Raw genomic sequence first — 21,732 nt, forward strand, 5'->3', positions numbered from 1 at the left:
AGATCGGGGGACGGGTAACCGATGTGCGGATTGTCCCGTGTTGTGGTCTGACCCCCCGACCCCGACGGCAACACGGGGCATCCCCTATTCGACCGCCGGTTCACAAGACGGGCGTACGAAAAGGGCCGCCGCTGGTTTGAGGGGATCCAGCGGCGGTCTTTTTGGTACCGCCCGCCCGAGATGCAAAATCCCCCGCTTCAGCGTGGAAGCGGGGGATTTTGCGTGTACAGCTTTCTAGAAGGCGGCCTCGTCCAGCTCCATGATGTCGTTGTCCAGCGTCTCGATCACCTCGCGGGTGCCCGCCAACAGCGGCAGGAAGTTCTTCGCGAAGAACGACGCGACCGCGATCTTGCCCTCGTAGAAGGACCGGTCGGCACCGCTGGCGCCGGCGTCGAGCGCCTGCACGGCCACCGCCGCCTGACGCTGCAGCAACCAGCCGATCACCAGGTCTCCGACGCTCATCAGGAAGCGCACCGAACCCAGCCCCACCTTGTACAGGCTGGAGATGTCCTCCTGAGCGGCCATCAGATAGCCGGTCAGGGTGGCGGCCATCGCCTGGACGTCTTCCAGGGCCTTGGCCAGGTGCTCGCGCTCGGTCTTGAGCCGGCCGTTGCCGGTCTCGGCGTCGACGAACTTCTGGATCTGCTCCGACACGTGCGCCAGCGCCACACCCTTGTCGCGGATGATCTTGCGGAAGAAGAAGTCCTGCGCCTGGATGGCCGTGGTGCCCTCGTAGAGGGAGTCGATCTTGGCGTCCCGGATGTACTGCTCGATCGGGTAGTCCTGCAGGAAGCCGGACCCACCGAACGTCTGCAGGCTCTCGGTCAGCTTCGCGTAGGCCTGCTCGGAGCCCACTCCCTTGACCACCGGCAGCATCAGGTCGTTGACCTTGACCGCCAGGTCCGCGTCGACGCCGTACAGCGCCTCGGCGACGGCCGCGTCCTGGTAGGTCGCGGTGAACAGGTACAGCGCGCGCAAACCCTCGGCGTAGGCCTTCTGGGTCATCAGCGACCGGCGCACATCCGGATGGTGCGTGATGGTCACCCGCGGAGCGGTCTTGTCGGTCATCTGAGTCATGTCAGCGCCCTGCAGGCGCGATTTCGCGTACTCCAGCGCGTTCAGGTAGCCGGTGGACAGCGTGGCAATCGCCTTGGTGCCGACCATCATCCGGGCCATCTCGATGACCTCGAACATCTGCGCGATACCGTTGTGCACGTCGCCGACCAGCCAGCCCTTGGCGGGCACGTCGTGCTGACCGAACGACAACTCGCACGTGGCGGAGACCTTCAGGCCCATCTTGTGCTCGACGTTGGTGACGAACACCCCGTTGCGCTCGCCGAGCTCGCCGGTCTCGTGGTCGAACAGGAACTTCGGCACGATGAACAGGGACAGTCCCTTGGTACCGGGGCCGGCGCCCTCGGGGCGAGCCAGCACCAGGTGCACGATGTTCTCGAACAGGTCGTCAGAGTCGGCGGACGTGATGAACCGCTTGACGCCGTCGATGTGCCAGGAGCCGTCCTCCTGCTGGACTGCCTTGGTGCGGCCGGCGCCGACATCCGAGCCGGCGTCCGGCTCGGTCAGCACCATGGTCGCGCCCCAGCCACGCTCGGCGCACATCACGGCCCACTTCTTCTGCTCCTCGGTACCGAGGTGGTAGATGATGTTGGCGAAACCGGCGCCGCCGGCATACATCCACACCGCCGGGTTAGCGCCGAGGATGTGCTCGTGCAGGGCCCACACCAGCGCCTTGGGCATCGGCATGCCGCCCAGCACCTCGTCGATGCCGGCCTTGTCCCAGCCGGCTTCGACCACCGCGCGGACGGACTTCTTGAACGACTCGGGCAGGGTCACCGCGTGAGTCTTGGGGTCGAACACCGGCGGATTGCGGTCGCCGTCGACGAACGACTCGGCGACCGGCCCCTCGGCCAGCCGGCTCATTTCGGTAAGCATTTCGTGGGCGGTGTCGGCATCGAGGTCGCTGAATGCGCCTTGGCCGAGCGCCTGGTCAACGCCCAACACCTCAAACAGGTTGAATACCTGGTCGCGGACGTTGCTCTTGTAGTGGCTCACTATTCTCCTCCTCGTTGAGAATGCCACGCTGTGGTTGAGTACTCGGGCTAAGTTACCCACCAGTAACACCGCTAAATATAGCCGCTGGATCGGTTGGCGCAAGTGAATGTGAGCTAGATTTCATTGTCTAATTAACCAACCGGTTGGGAAGGCCCAGTTCACGCCTTCGACAGCTTCTCTACCTGCGGCGATAATGGAACGGTGACAGGTGTGAAGAGCGTCACCGCCTTGCCGGTGGTGGACCTGACGGCCGATAACGAGGTGTTGCGCGAGCGCCTGCGCGACGCCGCCCACGAGGTGGGTTTCTTCTATCTGACCGGCCACGGCGTGGCGCAGACGCTGGTCGCCCGGGTGCTGGAAGCAGCCCGCGCGTTGTTCGCGCTGCCGCAGGCCGACAAGGACGCCGTCGCGATGGTGCGCAGCCCGCATTTCCGCGGTTACACCCGGCTGGGCGGCGAGCTGACCCTGGGCGAGGTGGATTGGCGCGAGCAGATTGATATTGGGCCGGAGCGCCCCGCCGTCGGCGGGCCCGGCCAGCCGGACTACCTGTGGTTGCAGGGCCCCAACCAGTGGCCGGCGGCGCTACCCGAGTTACCGGCCATCATCGCCGAGTGGGACACCGCGCTGTCGCGAGTGGCCCGCATCCTGCTGAGACATTGGGCGGCCTCGCTGGGCAGCCCGCCCGACGTGTTCGACGCGGCCTTCGCCGAGACGCCCGCCACGCTGATCAAGGTCATTCGCTATCCGGCCCGCGCGGCCAGGCCGCAGGGCGTGGGTGCGCACCGGGACTCCGGGGTGCTGACGCTGCTGTTGGCCGAGCCGGGCAGTCGGGGACTGCAGGTGCGCCGGGGCGACTCGCGAGGCTGGGTCGATGTGGCGCCGGTGCACGGGGCGTTCATCGTCAACATCGGCGAGCTGCTCGAGGTCGCGACGAGCGGCTACCTGCGTGCCACCGAACACCGGGTGAATCTGAGCGGCGGGACCGCCGAGCGAATTTCGATCCCGTTCTTCTTCAACCCCCGGCTGGATGCGCAGATACCGGTGTTGTCGCTGCCGCCGGAGCTGTCGGCACTTGCCGCCCGCTCCGATAAAACCTGGTCACCGACCGAAAACCCGTCCGACCCGATCTTCTCGGTCTACGGTCGCAATGCCTGGAAGAGCAGGCTGCGGGCGCACCCGGACGTGGCTAATGCGCACGGGCACTCGACGGGTAGGGTCAGAAACGCGAATCCGTCGTTGGCTCAAGGGGCGAATGAAGTCCAGTGAATGCATCGAACAAGCTGACACCATCCACACTTCGTGAGGCCTTCGGTCATTTCCCGTCCGGCGTGGTGGCGATCGCCGCCGAGGTGTCGGGAGTCCGGGTGGGTCTGGCCGCCAGCACCTTTGTCCCCGTCTCGTTGGACCCGCCGCTGGTCTCGTTCTGCGTGCAGAACACCTCGACCACCTGGCCCAAGCTCAAGGACCTGCCGATGCTGGGCATCAGCGTGCTCGGTGAGGCGCACGACGAGGCTGCTCGCACCCTGGCCGCCAAGACCGGAGACAGGTTCGCCAACATGGAGACGGTGTCCTATGAATCCGGCGCGGTCTTCATCAAGGGCACCGCACTCTGGCTGGAGAGCGCGATCGAGCAAGTGATCCCGGCCGGGGACCACGTCATCGTCGTCCTACGGGTCAACGAAGTGACGGTTGACGCCGAGGTGGCACCGATTGTCTTCCACCGCAGCGTATTTCGTCGCCTCGGCGCCTGACGGCCGCCCAACTGTAATTGGCAACGCATCGCCCGAGAGGCGACGTCGGAAGTTACAGTCTCGCGGATATCAGCGGCGGAACAGCTTGTTGCCCAGCCAGACGACGGGGTCGTACTTGCGGTCGGCGACCCGCTCTTTCATCGGGATCAGCGCGTTGTCGGTGATCTTGATGTGCTCGGGGCAGACCTCGGTGCAGCACTTGGTGATGTTGCAGTAGCCCAGGCCGAATTCCTCCTGGGCCATGTCGCGCCGGTCCAGCGTGTCCAGCGGATGCATCTCGAGCTCGGCGGCCCGCATCAGGAAGCGAGGGCCGGCGAAGGCCTTCTTATTCTCCTCGTGGTCGCGGATCACGTGGCAGACGTTGTTACACAGGAAGCACTCGATGCACTTGCGGAACTCCTGCGAGCGCTGCACGTCGGCTTGGGCCATCCGGTACTCGCCGGGTTGCAAGTCCTTGGGCGGTGCGAAAGACGGGATCTCCCGGGCCTTTTCGTAGTTGAATGAGACGTCGGTGACCAGGTCGCGGATCACCGGGAAGGTGCGCAGCGGGGTCACCGTCACGACCTCGTCCTCGGCGAACGACGACATCCGGGTCATGCACATCAGCTTCGGCATGCCGTTGATCTCTGCCGAGCAGGATCCGCACTTGCCCGCCTTGCAGTTCCACCGCACCGCGAGGTCGGGGGTCTGCGTCTGCTGCAGGCGATGGATGATGTCGAGCACCACCTCGCCCTCGTTGACCTCGACCGTGAAGTCCTGTAGCGCGCCGCCGACATCGTCGCCGCGCCACACCCGCATCGTCGCGTTGTAGCCCATTAGCCTCTCCGTCCTGGGTGGTCGGCCAGCTCTTCATCGGTGAAGTACTTCTCCAGCTCGGAGATCTCGAAGAGCTCCAAGAGGTCGGACCGCATCGGCAGCTGGTCTTCGCGTGTGACGGTGACGTCGGGAATAGCGTCGCCGTCACCGCCGTCCGCGCGGCACACCAGCAACACCTTGCGCCACGACGGGTCCATGCCGGGGTGGTCGTCGCGGGTGTGTCCGCCACGGCTCTCGGTGCGCAGCAGCGCGGCCTTGGCGACGCATTCGCTGACCAGCAGCATGTTGCGCAGGTCGATGGCCAGGTTCCAGCCGGGGTTGTACTGGCGGTGCCCCTCGACGTGGATGTGCTTGAACCGCTCACGCAGCGCGTTGAGCCGTTCCAGCGCCTCGGAGATCTCCTCCGACTTGCGGATGATGCCGACCAGGTCGTTCATCGACTGCTGCAGTTCCAGCTGCAGCGTGTACGGGTTCTCGGCGGCCGATCCGTTGGTCGGTGCCTCGAAGGGAGCCAGCGCCCGCTTGGCGGCCGCCTCGATCGCGTCCTCGCTGACGGTCGGGCGACTGGACAGAGCGCGCGCGTAATCGGCGGCGCCCAGCCCCGCGCGACGGCCGAAGACCAGCAGGTCCGACAGCGAGTTGCCACCCAGCCGGTTGGAGCCGTGCATGCCGCCGGAGCATTCACCGGCGGCGAACAGGCCGGCGACGGTGGCCGCGCCGGTGTCGGGGTCGACCTCGACACCGCCCATCACGTAGTGGCAGGTGGGCCCGACTTCCATGGGCTCCTTGGTGATGTCGACGCCGGCCAGCTCCATGAACTGGTGGTGCATCGACGGCAGCCGCCGCTTGATCTCGTCGGGCGTCAACCGGGAAGCGATGTCCAGGTAGACGCCGCCGTGTGGGGTGCCGCGACCGGACTTGACCTCCGAGTTGATCGCCCGGGCGACCTCATCGCGGGGCAGCAGGTCCGGGGTGCGCCGCGCCGAGTCGTTGTCCTTGAGCCATTGGTCGGCTTCCTGCTCGGTCTCGGCGTACTGGCCCTTGAACACCGGCGGGATGTAGTCGAACATGAAGCGCTTGTTGTCGGAGTTCTTCAGCACTCCGCCGTCGCCGCGCACACCCTCGGTGACCAGAATTCCCTTCACACTCGGCGGCCAGACCATGCCCGTCGGGTGGAACTGGATGAACTCCATGTTGATCAGCGTCGCGCCGGCCCGCAGCGCCAGTGCGTGGCCGTCGCCGGTGTACTCCCAGGAGTTCGACGTGACCTTGAAGGACTTGCCGATTCCACCGGTGGCCAGCACCACAGCGGGTGCGTCGAAGACGACGAACTTGCCGCTTTGGCGCCAGTAGCCGAATGCTCCGGCGATCGCGTCACCGTCTTTGAGCAGCTCGGTGATTGCGCACTCGGCGAAGACCCTGATCCGCGCCTCGTAGTCGCCGAGTTCGGCGAAGTCTTCCTGCTGCAGCGAGACGATCTTCTGCTGCATGGTGCGGATCAGCTCCAGGCCGGTGCGGTCACCGACGTGCGCCAGCCGAGGATAGGTGTGGCCACCGAAGTTGCGCTGGCTGATCTTGCCGTCCTTGAGACGGTCGAACAGCGCGCCGTAGGTCTCCAGCTCCCAGACCCGGTCCGGTGCCTCCTTGGCGTGCAGTTCGGCCATCCGCCAGTTGTTGAGGAACTTGCCACCGCGCATCGTGTCGCCGAAGTGGGTCTTCCAGTTGTCCTTGGGGTTGGTGTTGCCCATGGACGCCGCGCAGCCACCCTCGGCCATGACCGTGTGGGCCTTGCCGAACAGGGATTTGGTCACCACCGCGACCTTGAGGCCGCGTTCGCGCGCTTCGATGACCGCGCGCAAACCCGCGCCGCCGGCACCGATCACGACCACGTCGTAGGAGTGCCGTTCGACCTCAGTCATGGAACCTCACTTAACATTCCGATTTCTGGCAAAGGGCTTGTCAGCCAACAAATCTCGGGTCTGAGATGGTGCCGCTGGCCACCAGTGCGATGTAGAAGTCGGTAAGCATCAGCGTGCCCAGGGTGATCCACGCGTACAGCTTGTGCCGGGTGTTGATGACGCTGACCTTGGTCCAGATCCAGTACCGCACAGGGTGTTTGGAGAAGTGCTTGAGCCGTCCGCCGGTCACGTGCCGGCACGAGTGGCAGGACAGGGTGTAGACCCACAGCATGATGACGTTGCCCAGCAGGATCAGATTGCCCAGACCGAAACCGAATCCGCCTGGTCCCTCGTCCGAATGAAACGCGACGATCGCGTCGTAGGTGTTGATGACCGAGATGATGCCGGCGATGTAGAAGAAGTACCGATGCGTGTTCTGGACGATCAGCGGGAACTTGGTTTCGCCGGTGTAGTGGACGCGGGGCTCGGCCACCGCACACGAGGTGGGCGACTGCCACACCGTGCGGTAGTAGGCACCGCGGTAGTAGTAGCAGGTCAGCCGGAACAGCAGCAGGAATGGCAGGGTCAGCGCCGCGTACGGCAACCACCACACGTCCGGAAGGACCTGCGGCCAGAATTCGCTGGACGCACCGCAGGCCTTGCTGACGCACGGCGAGTAGAACGGCGTCAGGTAGTGGTACTTCGGGACGTAGAAGTAGTTCTGTTGGAACGCCCGGAACGTCGCGTAGATGACGAATGCGGCGAAGCCGAGGTCGATGCGCAACGGCGACATCCACCACCGGTCGGTACGTAGTGTCCGCTGCTGAATTTGGGCGCGCGTCGGTGAAAAGATGCCGGACGCAGGACGGTTCGCCGTTGGTGCGCTCATGCAAATGTTCCTCTTCGAACAGGGCTGTTGCTCGAAGGGTACAAGACCAGTGCCTCCGATTTAACGGGGGCTTGGAATATCAGGAACGATTGTGACCCCCGACACCCTCGTCGTCGACATCGCGCCAGAAATCGGTGTCGTACTGAGTGTCGGGAATGATGATCTTCTCGCCAGAATGCTGAACAGTGGCTCGCGCCAAGTCCAATTCCGAAACATCGGTGTCGAGTAATTCGACATCGCCGATGATCCGGTCGGCGTCGATCACGATGCGACGCATCGCCGGGCTGTCGCCGTAGCGCGATCTCAAGGAGCTCACGCACCGCCGTAAACCGCCGATGAGATCGTGCAGTTCGGCGAGTTCAGTCGTGGTGGACAAGAGATCTCCTAGGGCCGAGGGTGTCAAGGATCACAATATGACTTTCGATACTATCCACCGCGCCGGACGCACGTCGGACAACTGACTCGCCCAGATTGCGGAGCAAACACCCATGACTGGTCAGACCACCGCCGCCCAGCGCGCGGCCACGCTGCTGGAATTGCACCAACCGGGCAACCCGGTGGTGCTGCCGACCGTTTGGGATGCCTGGTCGGCCCGCCTTGCCACGGGTGCTGGATTCGCCGCCCTGACCGTGGGCAGCCATCCGCTGGCCGACTCCATCGGCAAACCCGATGGCGAGGGCATGTCGTTCGACGATGTGCTCACCCGGGTCGCCCAGATCACCGCGGCGGTCGACGTGCCGGTGTCGGTGGACATCGAGTCCGGCTACGGCCAGCCGGCTCAGCGCTTGATCGACGGCTTGCTGAGCGTCGGCGCCGTCGGGCTCAACATCGAGGACACCGTGCATTCGGAGAACAAGCGACTGCGGTCCGCGCGTGAGCACGCCGAATTGGTGGGCGCGCTGCGCTCGGCGGCCGATGCGGCCGGGGTGCGCGTTGTGATCAACGCCCGTACCGATCTCTTTCTGCGCAACGACGGCGACGATTCGGACCGCGTCGAGCGGGCCGTGGCGCGACTGATCGAGGCGGCCGACGCCGGCGCCGACGTGCTCTACCCGGTGGGTCGCCACGACCCGGAGACGTTGCGGCGCTTGGCAACTGAGCTGCCGCTGCCGATCAACGCGATCGCGCTGCCAGACCAGGGTGACCCGGCGTCGTTCGGTGCGCTGGGTGTGGCCCGGATCAGCTTCGGCCCGTTCCTGCAAGCCGCGCTGGCCGAGCGCGCCAAGGAACTGCTGGCCCGCTGGGCCTGAAGCTCGACTGTGCCTTGCGGGCTTCGAGTGTGTCCTGTGGGCGCAATTCGATCCCACATTCCGCCGTGGGTGCACGCTCAAAACCGTGATGGCACACTCAATCGCGCACCGCTGGTCCCGAACGGCTAGATCGGTTCCAGCATCCGGCGGGGCCGGCGCAGCGCCTCGCTGACCGGATCGTCGCGACTCGAATCATGTGGGCGCCGAGCCGGATGCCCGATCAGGTCACCGACGTCAGGGACCTGATCGCAGCGTTCGCAGCGTCGATCAGGTCCGATGCTGCCGCCGCACTCCGCGTGCCGATAGGTCCGGGTCGGTTTGTCCAGCAGGTTTTCGCTTCCCCACGCGATCATCGACCAAAGCACCGGCCATAGCCGTTTGCCCTTGGTGGTCAGCGCGTACTCGCCGGCCGTCTTGGTTAGCACGCCCTCGGCGACCAGGAAGGTAAGCCGTTCGGACAGCACGGCTTTGGGGATTCCCAGGTGACTGTGAAAGTCGCTGAATCGCCGCACGCCGTAGAACGCGTCACGCATGATCAGCAACGTCCAGCGCTCACCGACGATCTCCAGAGACCGGGCGATCGGGCAATTCGTGTCCGGATATTCACGGGGAAGGGCCACGTTGTCAATGCTACCTCTTGCCGGTTCATTCACTGAACCGTATAGTCGAACGTGTGAAGTTCATTCACCGAACCATTGACGAATCTTGAGGAATGTCATGACAAGTAGCGTTAAGGCGGCCGAATTCAATCGCGTGTCCCACACCATGAACCGCATCGACATCAGCACGGGTATGGATTTCGACGATTTCGTCGCGGCTTTCGAGAAGGCCGCTCCGGTGGTCGACCGGGCGGCGGTCCAGGAGATCGTCGACCGCGGTGGGAGCTGGGACGACGTCCTCGCCGCCGCGGCGCGCAACGCGCCTAACGATCTGATGGTGTACGCAAAGATCGACGCACTGCCGTTCTTCAGTGTGGCCGGCCACACCACCAAGGCGGTGGAGTATCTGCTCGGCAACCACACGATCGCCGAAACGATGTACCGCCATGATCCGAAAGCCTTGCTGTACGCGCCATTACGACTGCTGATCTACGCAGACTCCGACGGCAATGCGGTGTTTTCGATGGACCAGCCTGGTCCCGCGTTCGGCAGCCTCAGTATCCCCGAGGTGACGAAGGTGGGTGAAAGCCTGGATCGCAAGGTGGTAAACCTGTTGCGAGTCATCGGTATTGACGCCGGCCAGGCGTTCACCCGTTAGTACGCGAACGCCGGGTCGTTGGGCGCCTTGACGGCCATATTGCCCAACAACCCGGCGATCGACGGTTACTTGGCGATCTCGATGCGCTGCGGCTGGGCTCCGGCGTACGCGCCGCTGACGCGCACGGTCAACACACCTGCGTCGTAGGAAGCCTTGATGGCCTCGCCGGTGACGTGCGCGGGCAGCTGGAACGAGCGACGGAACGATCCATAGCGGATCTCCCGCAAGGTACGGCCGTCCTTGTCTTCTGCGTGCTCGTCGCGGTGTTCGCCGTGGATTACCAGCCGGCCCCTATCGACCTCGACGTTGACGTCCTTCTCGACATCGACACCGGGCAGTTCCAGGCGGACCACCGCGTCGTCGCCGTCCTTGACGACCTCCGCTGCGGGGTTGAAACCGCTGCTCACCGGCTTGTTCCAGTCCGCTGTCGCGGCCGGGCCGAAGAAGTCGCGCAACCATCGGTCGGTGTCCCAGGCCGGGCGCGACCACACTGCGAGATTACTCATTTCGTCACCTCATTGCTTCCTTGAGCTTCATTGTGAGTTTGCTGTGACCGGCGCCTTGCCGGCCGGCTACTTAGACGAACTTGAGTTGACCACGCTAAAGTTCCACCTGCCCGTTCGCCGGGAGCGAACACACATCACACAGGAAGTTGTGAGGTGTGAGACCCACGTCATACGAGCGATACATTCGGCGGTTTTTCCTTAATTTCTGGCCCCTAACCTCATGGCATGACCTCAGCCCCAAACTCGCGCGTGCAGTGTGCCGCCCGTCACTTGGTTGTGGTGGGTCACGGCATGGTGGGCCACCGATTGGTCGAGGCGCTCCGCGCCCGTGACACCGACGGGGCTTGGCGCATCACCGTTTTGGCCGAAGAAGCCGACGCCGCCTACGACCGCGTTGGATTGACGTCGTACACCGAAAGCTGGGACCGTGCCCTGCTGGCGCTGCCCGGCAACGACTACCCCGGTGACGAGCGGGTACGACTGCTGCTGAACGCGCGGGTCACCGAAATCGACCGTGCGGCAAAGACCGTAGTGACCGCGGACGGCGAACGGCACGACTACGACGCCCTGGTACTGGCCACCGGTTCCTACGCCTTCGTCCCTCCCGTGCCCGGACACGACCTGCCCGCCTGCCACGTCTACCGCACCCTGGACGACCTCGATGCGATCCGGGCCGCAGCCGAGCGTGCCCGTGATGAGGGTCACGGTGCTGCCGGCGTGGTGATCGGCGGTGGTCTGCTCGGACTTGAGGCCGCCAATGCGCTGCGCCAGTTCGGGTTGGAAACACACGTCATCGAGATGATGCCGCGACTGATGGCCCAGCAGATCGACGAGGCCGGTGGTGGGCTGCTGGCCCGGATGATCACCGAGCTCGGGATCTCGGTGCACGTCGGCACGGGCACCGAATCGATTGAATCCGTTGAACGCGCAGACGGTTCGGTGGCGACGCGGGTGCGGTTGACCGACGGCGACGTGATCGAGGCGGGCCCGGTGATTTTCGCGGCCGGCGTGCGGCCTCGTGACGAACTGGCTGCGGCAGCGGGGCTGACGCTCGCCGAGCGCGGCGGTGTGCTCACTGACTTGTCCTGCCGGACAAGCGATCCCGACATCTATGCGATCGGCGAGGTCGCGGCGATCGACGGGCGGTGCTACGGCCTGGTCGGACCGGGCTACACCTCGGCGGAGGTCGTGGTGGACCGGCTGTTGGGCGGCGGCGCGGAGTTCCCGGAAGCCGACCTATCCACCAAGCTCAAACTGCTGGGCGTCGACGTCGCCAGCTTCGGTGACGCGATGGGTACGACCGAGAACTGCCTCGAGGTCGCCATCAACGACGCGGTGAACCGGACCTACGCCAAGCTGGTGCTCTCCGACGACGCCAAGACCTTGCTCGGCGGGGTACTCGTCGGCGACGCCTCCAGCTACGGCGTGCTGCGGCCGATGGTCGGCAGCGAACTGCCCGGCGACCCGCTCGCGCTGATCGCGCCGGAGGGTTCCGGCGGCGGGGCCTCGGCGTTGGGTGTTGGCGCGCTGCCGGATTCGGCGCAGATCTGCTCCTGCAACAACGTCACCAAGGGCGACCTGAAGTGCGCGATCGCCGATGGCTGCGGCGACGTTGTGTCGCTGAAGTCGTGCACCGCGGCCGGCACGTCGTGTGGATCGTGCGTGCCGCTGCTCAAGCAGTTGCTGGAAGCCGAGGGCGTGGCACAGTCCAAGGCGCTGTGTGAGCACTTCAGCCAGTCGCGGGCCGAGCTCTTCGAGATCATCTCGGCCACCGAGATCCGGACCTTCTCGGGCCTGCTGGAGCGATTCGGCCGCGGAAAGGGTTGCGACATCTGCAAACCCGTGGTCGCGTCGATCCTCGCCTCGACCGGTTCCGAGCACATCCTGGACGGGGAGCAGGCCTCGCTGCAGGATTCCAATGACCACTTCCTGGCCAACATCCAGAAGAACGGCAGCTACTCGGTGGTGCCGCGGGTGGCCGGCGGGGACATCAAGCCCGAACATCTGATCCTGATCGGCCAGATCGCGCAGGACTTCGGGCTTTACACCAAGATCACCGGTGGCCAGCGCATCGACATGTTCGGGGCCCGGGTGGACCAATTGCCGCAGATCTGGAAGCGGCTCGTCGACGGTGGCATGGAATCCGGCCACGCGTACGGCAAGTCGCTGCGCACCGTCAAGAGCTGCGTCGGCACCGACTGGTGCCGCTACGGTCAGCAGGACTCGGTGCAGCTGGCCATCGACTTGGAGCTGCGCTATCGCGGTCTGCGGGCACCGCACAAGATCAAAATGGGTGTGTCGGGCTGCGCGCGGGAATGCGCGGAGGCCCGCGGCAAGGACGTGGGCGTGATCGCCACCGAAAAGGGTTGGAACCTCTACGTCGGCGGCAACGGCGGTATGACGCCCAAGCACGCCCAATTGCTGGCCGGTGACCTGGACACCGAGACGCTGGTTCGCTACGTCGACCGGTTCCTCATGTACTACATCCGCACTGCCGACCGGCTGCAGCGCACCGCGCCGTGGGTCGAGTCCATCGACGGCGGGCTGGACCACGTGCGCGAGGTCGTGTGCGAGGACTCGCTGGGCCTGGCCGCGGAATTCGAGGCCGCAATGGAGCGGCACGTGGAGAACTATCAGTGTGAGTGGAAGGGCGTGCTCGACGATCCGGACAAGCTCTCGCGGTTTGTCTCCTTCGTCAACGCGCCGGATGAAATCGATTCGACTGTCACATTCACCGAGCATGCCGGGCGCAAAATCCCTGTGTCCATTGGCATGCCAAAGGTCCGTTCATAGAGTCTGAAGGAGCAAGCATGACAATTCTCAACGACATCGAGGTATGGACCACCGCGTGCAACTACGACCACCTGATCCCGGGCCGGGGCGTCGGTGTGCTGCTCGACGACGGATCGCAGGCGGCGCTGTTCCGGCTCGACGACGGCTCGCTGCACGCGATCGGCAACATCGACCCGTTTTCCGGTGCGGCGGTGATCTCCCGCGGGATCGTCGGTGACCGTGGCGGTCGTGCCACTGTGCAATCGCCAATCCTCAAGCAGGCCTTCGCACTTGAGGACGGCCTATGCCTGGACGACCCGCGGGTGTCCGTGCCTGTGTACCAGGTGCGCGTCACCGACGAGGGAGAAATCCAGATCGCGCGATTGGCTGCCTAGCAGATATCGCCGACCAGGTAGCGCTGCATCGTCGGCCCGATCGCGTCGACGAGCGCATCGACCGACATCGAGTGCAGCGGCTCGCTACGCACCCCGTAGCGCATGATGCCGAGGCCGACCAGCTGCGAGGCACACAGCGACGCCCGAACGGCGACCTTGTCGGCGCCCAGCATTTTCAGCACCGGGCCGAAAACCGGCCCGATGAACATGCTTTGCACGATTTCGGCCGTCTTGGCCATACCCGTGGATGCGACCGCGCTAGCCGCGAAGGGGCCACCGCCGGCGGCGTCCCAGGTGGTGATCAGCATATGAAGCGTTCGGCGGCCGACCTGGTTGACCCCTCCGGTGATAATCCGGTCGATGAATTCCGGTGTGCCGAACGGCAACCGCAGCATCTTGGCGACCGGGTCGAGAAACCCACGCGATGGCTCGTCGCGACTGGGCATGGTGTCAGGATCACCCGCGGGTGATCAAAGATCAAGCATCGCGTGCGTCGGCGCGCCCGGCCGGTAACGACGTACTGGATGCCGGGTGGCCACCGGCACCGCCCGGCGGAACCGGTTCGCGATCAAGCGGGCCAGCCGCGGATGTGTCCCCAGCGGCCGGCTGACCAGATCGGCGCCGCAGTTGCGCAGCCTTTCCTGGAACAGCCCGTCGGCGAGCAGATAGGAGGCGACGGCGACACGGCGCGCACCGTCGGCCCGCGCCCTCTCGACAGCCTCGACGATCTGCGCATCGCCGGAGGCGGCAAATCCCAGAGTGACTCGTGATCCGGTCAGCGCGGACAACAGCGTCGCGGTGGTGTGCAGGTCCGCACAGGCAGTGGGGTCCGAAGTTCCCGCAGCCCCGAGGATCACCGAATCACCCGGGCGCCAGCCAGATTTCATCAACTGGTCGGCGACGATCCGGGCGATCTCCCCGCCCGGCCCCAGTGCCGGGGTGACGATGACATTGGGATGTCCGCTGGCTGCAACATGGGCGGGCACATCGGCGCGGACGTGGTAGCCGCGGGACAAGAATGCGGGCACCACGACGGCCCGGTGGCCACCGACCGCGGAAAGTACCTCGCTGGGTGTGGGTCCCAATACGTCGACGAAGGCGACTCGTACCGTGCGGCCGAGCTGTCGGCTGACCTGTGCCGCCAGGTCGCCGATCATCGCGACACCGCCCGGTCGGCGCGTGCCGTGCGCGGCAAGTACCAGGCTCATGGCGTTCCTACCGGTTCATCGATCGCCAGCCGGTAACCCCGCTTCACGACGGTTGCGACAATGTTCTTGTCGCCCAATGCCGTTCGCAGGCGCAGCACGGCTGTGTCGACGGCGTGCGGGTCGTTGCTGTTGCCGGGCAGTACCCGCAACAAATCATTGCGGGCCACGACGTCGCCGGGACGATGCGCCAGCGCGCGCAGCACCGCCATTCCGGATCCGGACAGCGATTGGACCGAACCGTCGACCAGAACGCAGTTTCCGCGGATCTCGATCGCGTGACCCGCGGCCTTCACATTGCACGACCCGAGCTGTGGCAGCTTTTGGGCGATGTGGCGGGCCAGCGCCCCCAGCCGCATCCGTTCGGGCGCCGTCGTCGGAATACCCTTGCGGTGCAACGGCTGTGCCGTCACCGGGCCGACGCACATGGCGTGCACATCGGTGCGCATCGCCTCGATCACCTGATCCTCGATATTCAGGTCGCGGCTGCGCTCCAGAACCGCCGCCGCAGCTGGCGCGGACGTGAAGCTGACCGCGTCGAATTGGCGCCGCGCGATTCCGGTGACCAGTTGGTCGAAGTTGCCGCCCATCGCGGTGGACTTCCAGCGATACACCCGGATCGGCACCACCTCGGCACCGGCGGCGCGCAATCCTCCGACGAACTCCGGGAACGGGTCCCAGGCGTCGGCGGCGCCGTGGAGTTGCACCGCGATCCGCGCGCCGGACACCCCCGACTCCAGCAAGTACTTGAGGAGTTCTTGGGAGGACTCGGATTTCGGCGACCACTCCTCGTGCAGGCCGGCCGCGCGCAGCGCCCCCGTCGCCTTCGGCCCGCGCGCGAGCACTCGCGCCTTGGACAACGACGCGATGAGTTGATTGGACAGCCCCCAACCCTCGGCGGCGGCCACCCAGCCGCGAAATCCGATGCCGGTGTGGGCTACCAGAATGTCGGGAGGATTGGCGATCACGGCTTCGGTAATGCTCTGCAGTTCTTCATCTTCGGGTAACGCGATCATGTTGATCGCGGCAGCGCTGGATACCTCGGCGCCCTGACGACCCAACAGCGCGCACAGCTCCTCGGAGCGGCGCGCGGACGTGACCGCTATCCGGTAACCGGTCAGCGGCGGGGACTCGGGCTGGTCCATACGACCTGTGTATGCCTGTGACATTTCCGCGGCGTTACCTGACGATTGCTGAAGCATTGCCCATGTTGCGGTGATCGTCACACCCGGGCGGGCTCTGTTGTGAGCACCGAATTAGGCGCTTCCTGCGCAGATACCGGGCGCCGCACGTACATCATCCAGGTCACTATGGCCGCCGCGATGTAAGAAGTCAGAAACACCCAATACGCCGCCGTCTCGGTGCCGCTGCGCAGGTAAGACTCGCGCAGCGCCAAGTTGATTCCGACGCCGCCCAGCGCGCCGACCGCCGAGCAGATGCCGATCAGCGCTCCGGATTTGGCGCGCGACCACTGCCGGCGCTCCGCCTCGCCGACATTCAGCGAGCGACTGCGGGCCTCGAAGACCGACGGGATCAGTTTGAACACCGAACCGTTGCCCATCCCCGACAGCACGAACAGAATCATGAACCCGGTGACGTAGCCGACCACCGCGGTGAACGACGTCCTGCCGCTGTGGTCCTCGATCGTGCTGATGGCCACCAGCATGCCGGCGCCCGCGATCATGCCCAAAAGGACGCCCAGGGTGACGCGGCTACCGCCGCGGCGGTCTGCCAGCCGGCCGCCGTAAATTCGCGCCAGCGAGCCCAATAGCGGCCCGACAAAGGCGATCTGAGCCGCGTGCAGGGAAGCGTGGGCGGGGCTTTCGCCGTTGGCCCCGAAGTTGACCTGCAGAACCTGGCCGAAGGCGAAGGAAAACCCGATCCAGGAGCCGAAGGTGCAGATGTACAGCAGCGAGATCACCCAGGTGTCACGGTCGAACAGGATCGACCGCATGTCGTTCACCTCGACGCCGTGGTCGAGGTTGTCCATGGACAGCGCCGCCGCGATGCCGACCACGGTGAGCAGCACCAGATAGACCGCGCACACCCAGTACGGCGCCTGGTGCCCGGCGGTGGCCAGCGCCAGCAGGCCGACCAATTGGATCACCGCGACTCCGAGATTGCCGACGCCGGCGTTGATCGCCAGCGCCGTGCCCTTCAGTCGCTGCGGATAGAAGGCGTTGACGTTGGCCAGCGATGCCGCATAGTTGCCGCCGCCCAGGCCGGTCAGCGCCGCGCACAGCACATACGGCCACAGCGGCAGCCCGGGATTGGCCAGCAGGACAATCGTGCCGACGGTCGGGATCAGCAACACGAACGCCGAGAACACGGTCCAGTTACGGCCCCCGAACTTGGCGATACCCAAGGTGTAGGGGATCCGCGCGCAGCCGCCGACCAGCGTGGCCACCGCACCCAGGAGCAACTTGTCGCTCGCGTGGAAGCCGTAGACCGACATCGGCATGAACAGCACCATCACCGACCACAGAGTCCAGATCGAAAATGCCACATGGTCACCCGCCATCGTGCACAGCAGATTGCGGCGAGCGATCCTGTCGTTGCCGGCCTCCCAGGCCGCGGCGTTTTCCGGATTCCAGTCCGTGATGCGGTGGTTGCGGCCCATGCGATCTGCACCTTTCGTGGACGGGTGGTCGAAATCGTCTGGGCGTCAACCAGTTCAACCCATAACCGGGAAGAGCTGCGGTGATTCTGGCCTTCAATGCCCTTGTGGGCGCCTCGAATTGAGAGGCATGCCCTGCCTTGTTCTGATGCTCACATTCGGAACCGAACTGCGTCAACTCATTCCGACCAATATCGCCTGTAAGTTGAATCCTAGTTATCTGATAGATCGCTGAAGGGACCTGAAGGTCGACCGTCGTCGCAGTTCAGGGCTCGATGTTTACTCCTTTAGTCGCGCGTAGGTATTTCAGTACCGAGCGCCTGGGGAATTCGGTGTGAGGTCGAATACATTTCGTGCTAAACGTTCTCTACCGAATTGGTATGACGCGTATACCGCGCCTATACGGTGGCCAGCCGGGCCCCCGATGCGGCCTCGGTCGTCATCACCTCGAGCGGACGGCGTACATACACCGCCCAGGTCAGTACCGAGGCGGCCGCGTAGCACAACGTGAACGCCCAGAACGCCGACGTCGCGGTACCGCTGTGCAGATACGACTGCCGCAGTGCCAGGTTGACGCCGACGCCGCCGAGCGCACCGATCGCGCCGGCGAGACCGATCAGGGCCCCGGACATCGAACGTGACCACTGCCGGCGCTCGTTCTCGCCCATCTGCATCGAGTGACTACGCGCCTCGAAGATCGACGGAATCATCTTGTACACCGACCCATTGCCGATGCCGGACAGGATGAACAGGGCGACGAACCCGATCACGAAACCGACCATCGTCGAGGCGGATGTGCGGCCCGCGCCATGGCTACCGAAAGTGCTTGCGCTGACCAATATCCCACCGGCAACGATCATCGAACAGAAGACGGCGAGCGTGACTCTGCCGCCGCCGATGCGGTCGGCCAGCTTGCCGCCGTACACCCTCGAGACTGATCCCAAAAGTGGTCCCAGGAAAGCGATTTGGGCGGCATGCAGGGAGGCCTGTGCGGTGTTCTCGCCGCTGGCGACGAAGTTCATCTGCAATACCTGACCGAACGCGAATGAGAAACCGATGAACGAGCCGAAGGTGCCGATGTACAACAGCGCGATCACCCAACTGTGCGGCTCGGACAACACCGCCCGCATGGTGGACGTATCGATGCGGTAATGCTGCAGGTTGTCCATGTACAGCGCGGCGCCGATACCGGCGATCGCCAGCAGCACAAGGTAAATGGCGCACACCCAATAGGGCTGCCGGTTTCCGGCGGCCGCGATCACGAGCAGGCCGACCAGCTGAACCACCGGCACCCCGAGATTGCCGCCACCGGCGTTGACCGCCAACGCCCAGCCCTTCAGGCGCTGGGGGTAGAACGCGTTGATGTTGGTCATCGACGACGCGAAGTTGCCGCCGCCGAGGCCGGCCAGCGCCGCGCACACCAGATACGGCCACAGCGGCAGGCCGGGGTGAGCCAGCAGCACCATCGTGCCGACCGTCGGAATCAACAGCACCAGCGCGGAGAACACCGTCCAGTTGCGCCCGCCGAACTTCGCGGTGGCGAACGTGTACGGGAAGCGCAGGCAGGCCCCGACCAGGGTGGCGGTGGCGCCGAGCAGGAATTTGTCCCCGGCGGAAAAGCCGTACACCGACGCCGGCATGAACAGCACCATCACCGACCAGATCGACCAGACCGAGAAGCCGATGTGCTCGGCGGCCACCGACCAGATCAAGTTGCGCCGGGCGATCTTGTCGTTGCCGGCCTCCCAGGCCACGGTGTCTTCGGGGTCCCAGTTCGAAAGGACATGCGAACGGCCCAGCGAAAGTTTCATGGCGACAACGCTAGAAATCCATTGTTGCCCGAGCGCTGCCCGCAATGACCCGGGCGTGAATTTCCGCTCACCCTACGACGCCGGCCGGTGTGAGGGCGGTCAGTCGATACGGCGTGCACCACGACGTGAGGCGCGACGACAGCTCACAGTGTAGCTAACCGCGATGTGATGAATCGCGCTGGGGTGAGCGGAGTTTCGCGTGGACCGTCGGTCCGCGCTACCAAACGTCGCCGCCGCGCCAATCGCACATCAGCTCCGCGGAGCTGTCCACGGTGACCGTGACCGGGAAGACGAATACCGTTCCGTCGTCGTCGGGTGTGCGCGTCGGACCACCCGGCGCCAGCACCGACGTCGGTCCGTTCCACGGCGACCAGCCGCGGGCCGCGTACAGGCCGCGGGCCCGGACCGACGAACTCAGTGCTCCCAGCTCGTAGGCGCCGCGCAGCACTTGTTCGACTCCGTCCAGCAGCGCGTGCACCAGCCCCTGGCCGCGGTGGTCCTCCCGTACCGCGACTCCTTCGACGTAACCGCAACGCAGCGCGGTGCCCCGGTAGATCAACCGCCGTTGGATCACCGCGGCGTGCGCGACGATCGCGCCGTGCTGCCAGATCAGGGCGTGCATGCCGCCCAGGGTGTGCTCCCAGTCGTCGTCGGTGAAATCACCGGCGAAGGCTTCGGCGACCATGTGATGAACGCGCTGCCGTGTGTCGCAGTCGAGATCGGCAGTATGAACCAGGCGCGCGGTATGGACCTGGGTGAGCACACTCCCTGTCTACAACGTTGTCGCCGGGCCCGCACCTGGACAACGCGCGATGTCTAATACGACGGGGCGCCCGCCGGCACTCGGGGCCGAGCCCAGTGCAGTCGTACGTGCTGGCCCGCCCGCACCTGGGCGACCTTGTCGATGTCCTCGTCGATCACCACGCCGACCACCGGGTAGCCGCCGGTGATCGGATGGTCGGGGCCCAGGATCACGGGTAATCCGTTGGGCGGCACCTGGATCGCGCCGCGGGTGGCACCCTCGCTGGGTAGCTGCCGGTCCGGAAAGCGGTACTGCAGCGGGCGGCCGACCAGCCGCATCCCGACCCGGTCGCTGCGATCGGACGACACCCAGTCGCTGTGGACGAGCACGTCGGGATCGACGAACCAGTCGTCGCGTGGTCCGGGTACCACAAGCAGCTCCACGGTGTCGCCACTGATGGCGGCGACGGGAGCCTGGTCGAGTTCGGGATAGTCGTCGGTGTGCGCGCCGACGGGCAGCCGGTCCCCGGGCGACAGTGGCGAGGGGCCGATCGCCGACATCACGTCGTAGCTGCGCGAGCCCAGCACCGGCTGCACCGAAATACCGCCGCGCACTGCCAGATACGTCCGCAGGCCGGCCCGCGGGGTGCCCAGCGAAATTACTTGGCCGTCGCGGACGTGGTGAATGCTGTTGGTGCCGAACTTGATTCCGTTGACCGACGGGTCGGTGTCGGCGCCGGTCACCGCGATGTCGACGTCGCCGCCGTGTACCCGGGCGGCGAATCCGCCGAAGGTGACTTCGACGGTGGCGCGATCGTCGGGGTTGGCGACCAGCCGATTGGCGAGTTTGTGCGAGCGGCGGTCGGCGGCGCCGGACCGGCCGACCCCGAGGTGGGCCTGCCCGATCCGGCCGAGATCTTGGAGGACGGCCAGTGGTCCGGTGCGCAGGATTTCGAGCTTGATGTCGGGCTTGATATCGGGCTTGATATCAGGCTTTGTCATGGCATGCTCCTTGATCACACGGCCCGGAATTGAATCCACATGCCCTGCGTCAGCAACGCCGGATCGGCCCGCATCAGGTCCCACAGGACCGCGTCGGTGCGACCGATGAGTTGCCAGCCGCCGGGGGATTGGCGCGGATAGATGGCGCTGAACTCACCCGCGAGTGCGACGGAGCCGGCCGGTACCGAGGTGCGCGGCTCGGCGCGGCGCGGCACCCGCAGCCGCGGGTCACCGTCGACGAGGTACGCGAAACCCGGTGCGAATCCACTGAATCCGACGCGCCACAGCGTGGCGGTGTGAGCGTCGATGACCTGTTCGGCCGTCAGCCCGGTGTGGCTGGCGGCCTCGGCGAGGTCCGGACCGTCGTAGACGACGTCGATCACCACGTCGGCGGTGCGCTCGGCCGGGGCGGCCGTGTCCGCGGTGATCCGCAGCTTCCGTAGTCGCTGGCGGATGACGCCCTGGTATCGCGGGCCGTCGAGTTTGACCAGTACCGTGCGGGCGGCCGGAACGATGTCGAGCACGCCCGGCAGCGCCGCCGCACGCAACGTGTCCGCCCATGCCAGTACCTCTGCGGTGCTGCCACATTGCACCAGCAGCGCCTGGTCGCCGTAGTCCAGGACGACGTTGCCGACCAGTTCGGCCGACACGTCCGCGGGGAGATCCGTCACGCTCATTACTGAACGGTAACTTCGGAATCCGCGCAGGCAAAGAGGCCGAGACGGGATTTTCGAGCACTGCCAGAGCTGCCT

General features: G+C 65.4%; 21 protein-coding genes. 6 read left to right on the plus strand and 15 right to left on the minus strand.

From position 1 onward, the window contains the following. Window positions 1-234: 234 nt before the first annotated feature. Window positions 235-2,070 carry an acyl-CoA dehydrogenase gene (locus tag MAAFP003_RS01995; protein WP_096283974.1) on the minus strand — a complete coding sequence of 612 codons (1,836 nt, stop codon included), beginning with the start codon at window positions 2,068-2,070 and terminating at the stop codon, window positions 235-237. 210 nt (window positions 2,071-2,280) lie between these two features. Between MAAFP003_RS01995 and MAAFP003_RS02000 the strand changes: the two genes are divergently transcribed. Together MAAFP003_RS02000 and MAAFP003_RS02005 are read left to right on the plus strand one after the other, a co-directional pair. Next, a complete protein-coding gene (locus MAAFP003_RS02000; RefSeq protein ID WP_096290820.1) occupies window positions 2,281-3,336 on the plus strand; it encodes an isopenicillin N synthase family dioxygenase in 1,056 nt (351 codons plus the stop codon). Then, on the plus strand, window positions 3,333-3,821 hold the full coding sequence (locus MAAFP003_RS02005) for a flavin reductase family protein (RefSeq protein ID WP_096283976.1): 489 nt from the start codon (window positions 3,333-3,335) through the stop codon (window positions 3,819-3,821). Before MAAFP003_RS02000 ends, MAAFP003_RS02005 begins: the two co-directional genes overlap by 4 nt. Before the next feature lie 69 nt (window positions 3,822-3,890). On the opposite strand, the gene MAAFP003_RS02010 is transcribed toward MAAFP003_RS02005, so the two are convergent. The 4 genes from MAAFP003_RS02010 to MAAFP003_RS02025 form a co-directional block, all read right to left on the minus strand. Further along, the gene (locus tag MAAFP003_RS02010; RefSeq protein WP_096283978.1) at window positions 3,891-4,637 is read right to left on the minus strand and encodes a succinate dehydrogenase/fumarate reductase iron-sulfur subunit; all 747 of its coding nucleotides are present in this window, start codon (window positions 4,635-4,637) and stop codon (window positions 3,891-3,893) included. Continuing rightward, window positions 4,637-6,556 (minus strand): fumarate reductase/succinate dehydrogenase flavoprotein subunit, encoded by a 1,920-nt coding sequence (locus MAAFP003_RS02015; RefSeq protein WP_096283980.1) that lies wholly within the window; start codon window positions 6,554-6,556, stop codon window positions 4,637-4,639. Before MAAFP003_RS02015 ends, MAAFP003_RS02010 begins: the two co-directional genes overlap by 1 nt. 40 nt (window positions 6,557-6,596) lie before the next feature. Then, on the minus strand, window positions 6,597-7,424 hold the full coding sequence (locus MAAFP003_RS02020) for a hypothetical protein (RefSeq protein WP_096283982.1): 828 nt from the start codon (window positions 7,422-7,424) through the stop codon (window positions 6,597-6,599). Window positions 7,425-7,503: 79 nt separating this feature from the next. Continuing rightward, window positions 7,504-7,800, minus strand: a complete 297-nt coding sequence (locus tag MAAFP003_RS02025; RefSeq protein ID WP_096283984.1) for a hypothetical protein — start codon at window positions 7,798-7,800, stop codon at window positions 7,504-7,506. Window positions 7,801-7,912: 112 nt separating this feature from the next. On the opposite strand from MAAFP003_RS02025, the gene MAAFP003_RS02030 reads away from it, so the two are divergent. Next, the gene (locus MAAFP003_RS02030; protein WP_096283986.1) at window positions 7,913-8,674 is read left to right on the plus strand and encodes an isocitrate lyase/PEP mutase family protein; all 762 of its coding nucleotides are present in this window, start codon (window positions 7,913-7,915) and stop codon (window positions 8,672-8,674) included. Between the two features lie 125 nt (window positions 8,675-8,799). Here the strand turns inward: MAAFP003_RS02030 and MAAFP003_RS02035 are convergent, their stop codons facing one another. Next, window positions 8,800-9,294 (minus strand): winged helix-turn-helix transcriptional regulator, encoded by a 495-nt coding sequence (locus MAAFP003_RS02035; RefSeq protein ID WP_096283988.1) that lies wholly within the window; start codon window positions 9,292-9,294, stop codon window positions 8,800-8,802. Window positions 9,295-9,391: 97 nt separating this feature from the next. Here MAAFP003_RS02035 and MAAFP003_RS02040 point away from each other — a divergent pair, with 97 nt between their 5' ends. Then, entirely contained in the window at window positions 9,392-9,931 is a 540-nt protein-coding gene (locus MAAFP003_RS02040) for a DUF302 domain-containing protein (protein ID WP_096283990.1), read from the plus strand. A gap of 65 nt (window positions 9,932-9,996) precedes the next feature. Here the strand turns inward: MAAFP003_RS02040 and MAAFP003_RS02045 are convergent, their stop codons facing one another. Then, window positions 9,997-10,437, minus strand: coding sequence for an Hsp20/alpha crystallin family protein (locus MAAFP003_RS02045; RefSeq protein ID WP_096283992.1), 441 nt, complete (start codon window positions 10,435-10,437; stop codon window positions 9,997-9,999). Between the two features lie 225 nt (window positions 10,438-10,662). Between MAAFP003_RS02045 and nirB the strand changes: the two genes are divergently transcribed. Then, window positions 10,663-13,230, plus strand: coding sequence for a nitrite reductase large subunit NirB (nirB, locus tag MAAFP003_RS02050; RefSeq protein ID WP_096283994.1), 2,568 nt, complete (start codon window positions 10,663-10,665; stop codon window positions 13,228-13,230). A gap of 17 nt (window positions 13,231-13,247) precedes the next feature. Then, window positions 13,248-13,604: a nitrite reductase small subunit NirD gene (nirD, locus tag MAAFP003_RS02055; protein ID WP_096283996.1), complete on the plus strand. Its 357-nt coding sequence runs from the start codon at window positions 13,248-13,250 to the stop codon at window positions 13,602-13,604. Here the strand turns inward: nirD and MAAFP003_RS02060 are convergent. The 8 genes from MAAFP003_RS02060 to MAAFP003_RS02095 form a co-directional block, all read right to left on the minus strand. Continuing rightward, window positions 13,601-14,050 (minus strand): TetR/AcrR family transcriptional regulator, encoded by a 450-nt coding sequence (locus MAAFP003_RS02060; protein WP_096283998.1) that lies wholly within the window; start codon window positions 14,048-14,050, stop codon window positions 13,601-13,603. The two genes, nirD and MAAFP003_RS02060, sit on opposite strands and share 4 nt — an antisense overlap. A 24-nt stretch (window positions 14,051-14,074) precedes the next feature. Beyond that, window positions 14,075-14,812, minus strand: coding sequence for a sirohydrochlorin chelatase (locus MAAFP003_RS02065; RefSeq protein WP_096284000.1), 738 nt, complete (start codon window positions 14,810-14,812; stop codon window positions 14,075-14,077). Further along, complete coding sequence (locus MAAFP003_RS02070; RefSeq protein ID WP_096284002.1) at window positions 14,809-15,954, minus strand: uroporphyrinogen-III synthase; 1,146 nt, start codon at window positions 15,952-15,954, stop codon at window positions 14,809-14,811. The genes MAAFP003_RS02065 and MAAFP003_RS02070 overlap by 4 nt, the downstream gene beginning before the upstream one ends. Before the next feature lie 77 nt (window positions 15,955-16,031). Beyond that, on the minus strand, window positions 16,032-17,429 hold the full coding sequence (locus tag MAAFP003_RS02075) for a nitrate/nitrite transporter (RefSeq protein ID WP_096284004.1): 1,398 nt from the start codon (window positions 17,427-17,429) through the stop codon (window positions 16,032-16,034). Between the two features lie 395 nt (window positions 17,430-17,824). Further along, entirely contained in the window at window positions 17,825-19,225 is a 1,401-nt protein-coding gene (locus MAAFP003_RS02080; protein WP_096290821.1) for a nitrate/nitrite transporter, read from the minus strand. A 229-nt stretch (window positions 19,226-19,454) separates the two neighbouring features. Then, window positions 19,455-20,000, minus strand: a complete 546-nt coding sequence (locus MAAFP003_RS02085; protein ID WP_096284006.1) for a GNAT family N-acetyltransferase — start codon at window positions 19,998-20,000, stop codon at window positions 19,455-19,457. Between the two features lie 53 nt (window positions 20,001-20,053). After that, a complete protein-coding gene (locus MAAFP003_RS02090) occupies window positions 20,054-20,980 on the minus strand; it encodes a 5-oxoprolinase/urea amidolyase family protein (RefSeq protein ID WP_096290822.1) in 927 nt (308 codons plus the stop codon). A gap of 14 nt (window positions 20,981-20,994) precedes the next feature. After that, on the minus strand, window positions 20,995-21,657 hold the full coding sequence (locus tag MAAFP003_RS02095) for a 5-oxoprolinase subunit B family protein (RefSeq protein ID WP_096284007.1): 663 nt from the start codon (window positions 21,655-21,657) through the stop codon (window positions 20,995-20,997). Window positions 21,658-21,732 lie beyond the last annotated feature (75 nt).

It is taken from the genome of Mycobacterium ahvazicum (assembly GCF_900176255.2).
Taxonomy (GTDB): Bacteria; Actinomycetota; Actinomycetes; order Mycobacteriales; family Mycobacteriaceae; genus Mycobacterium; species Mycobacterium ahvazicum.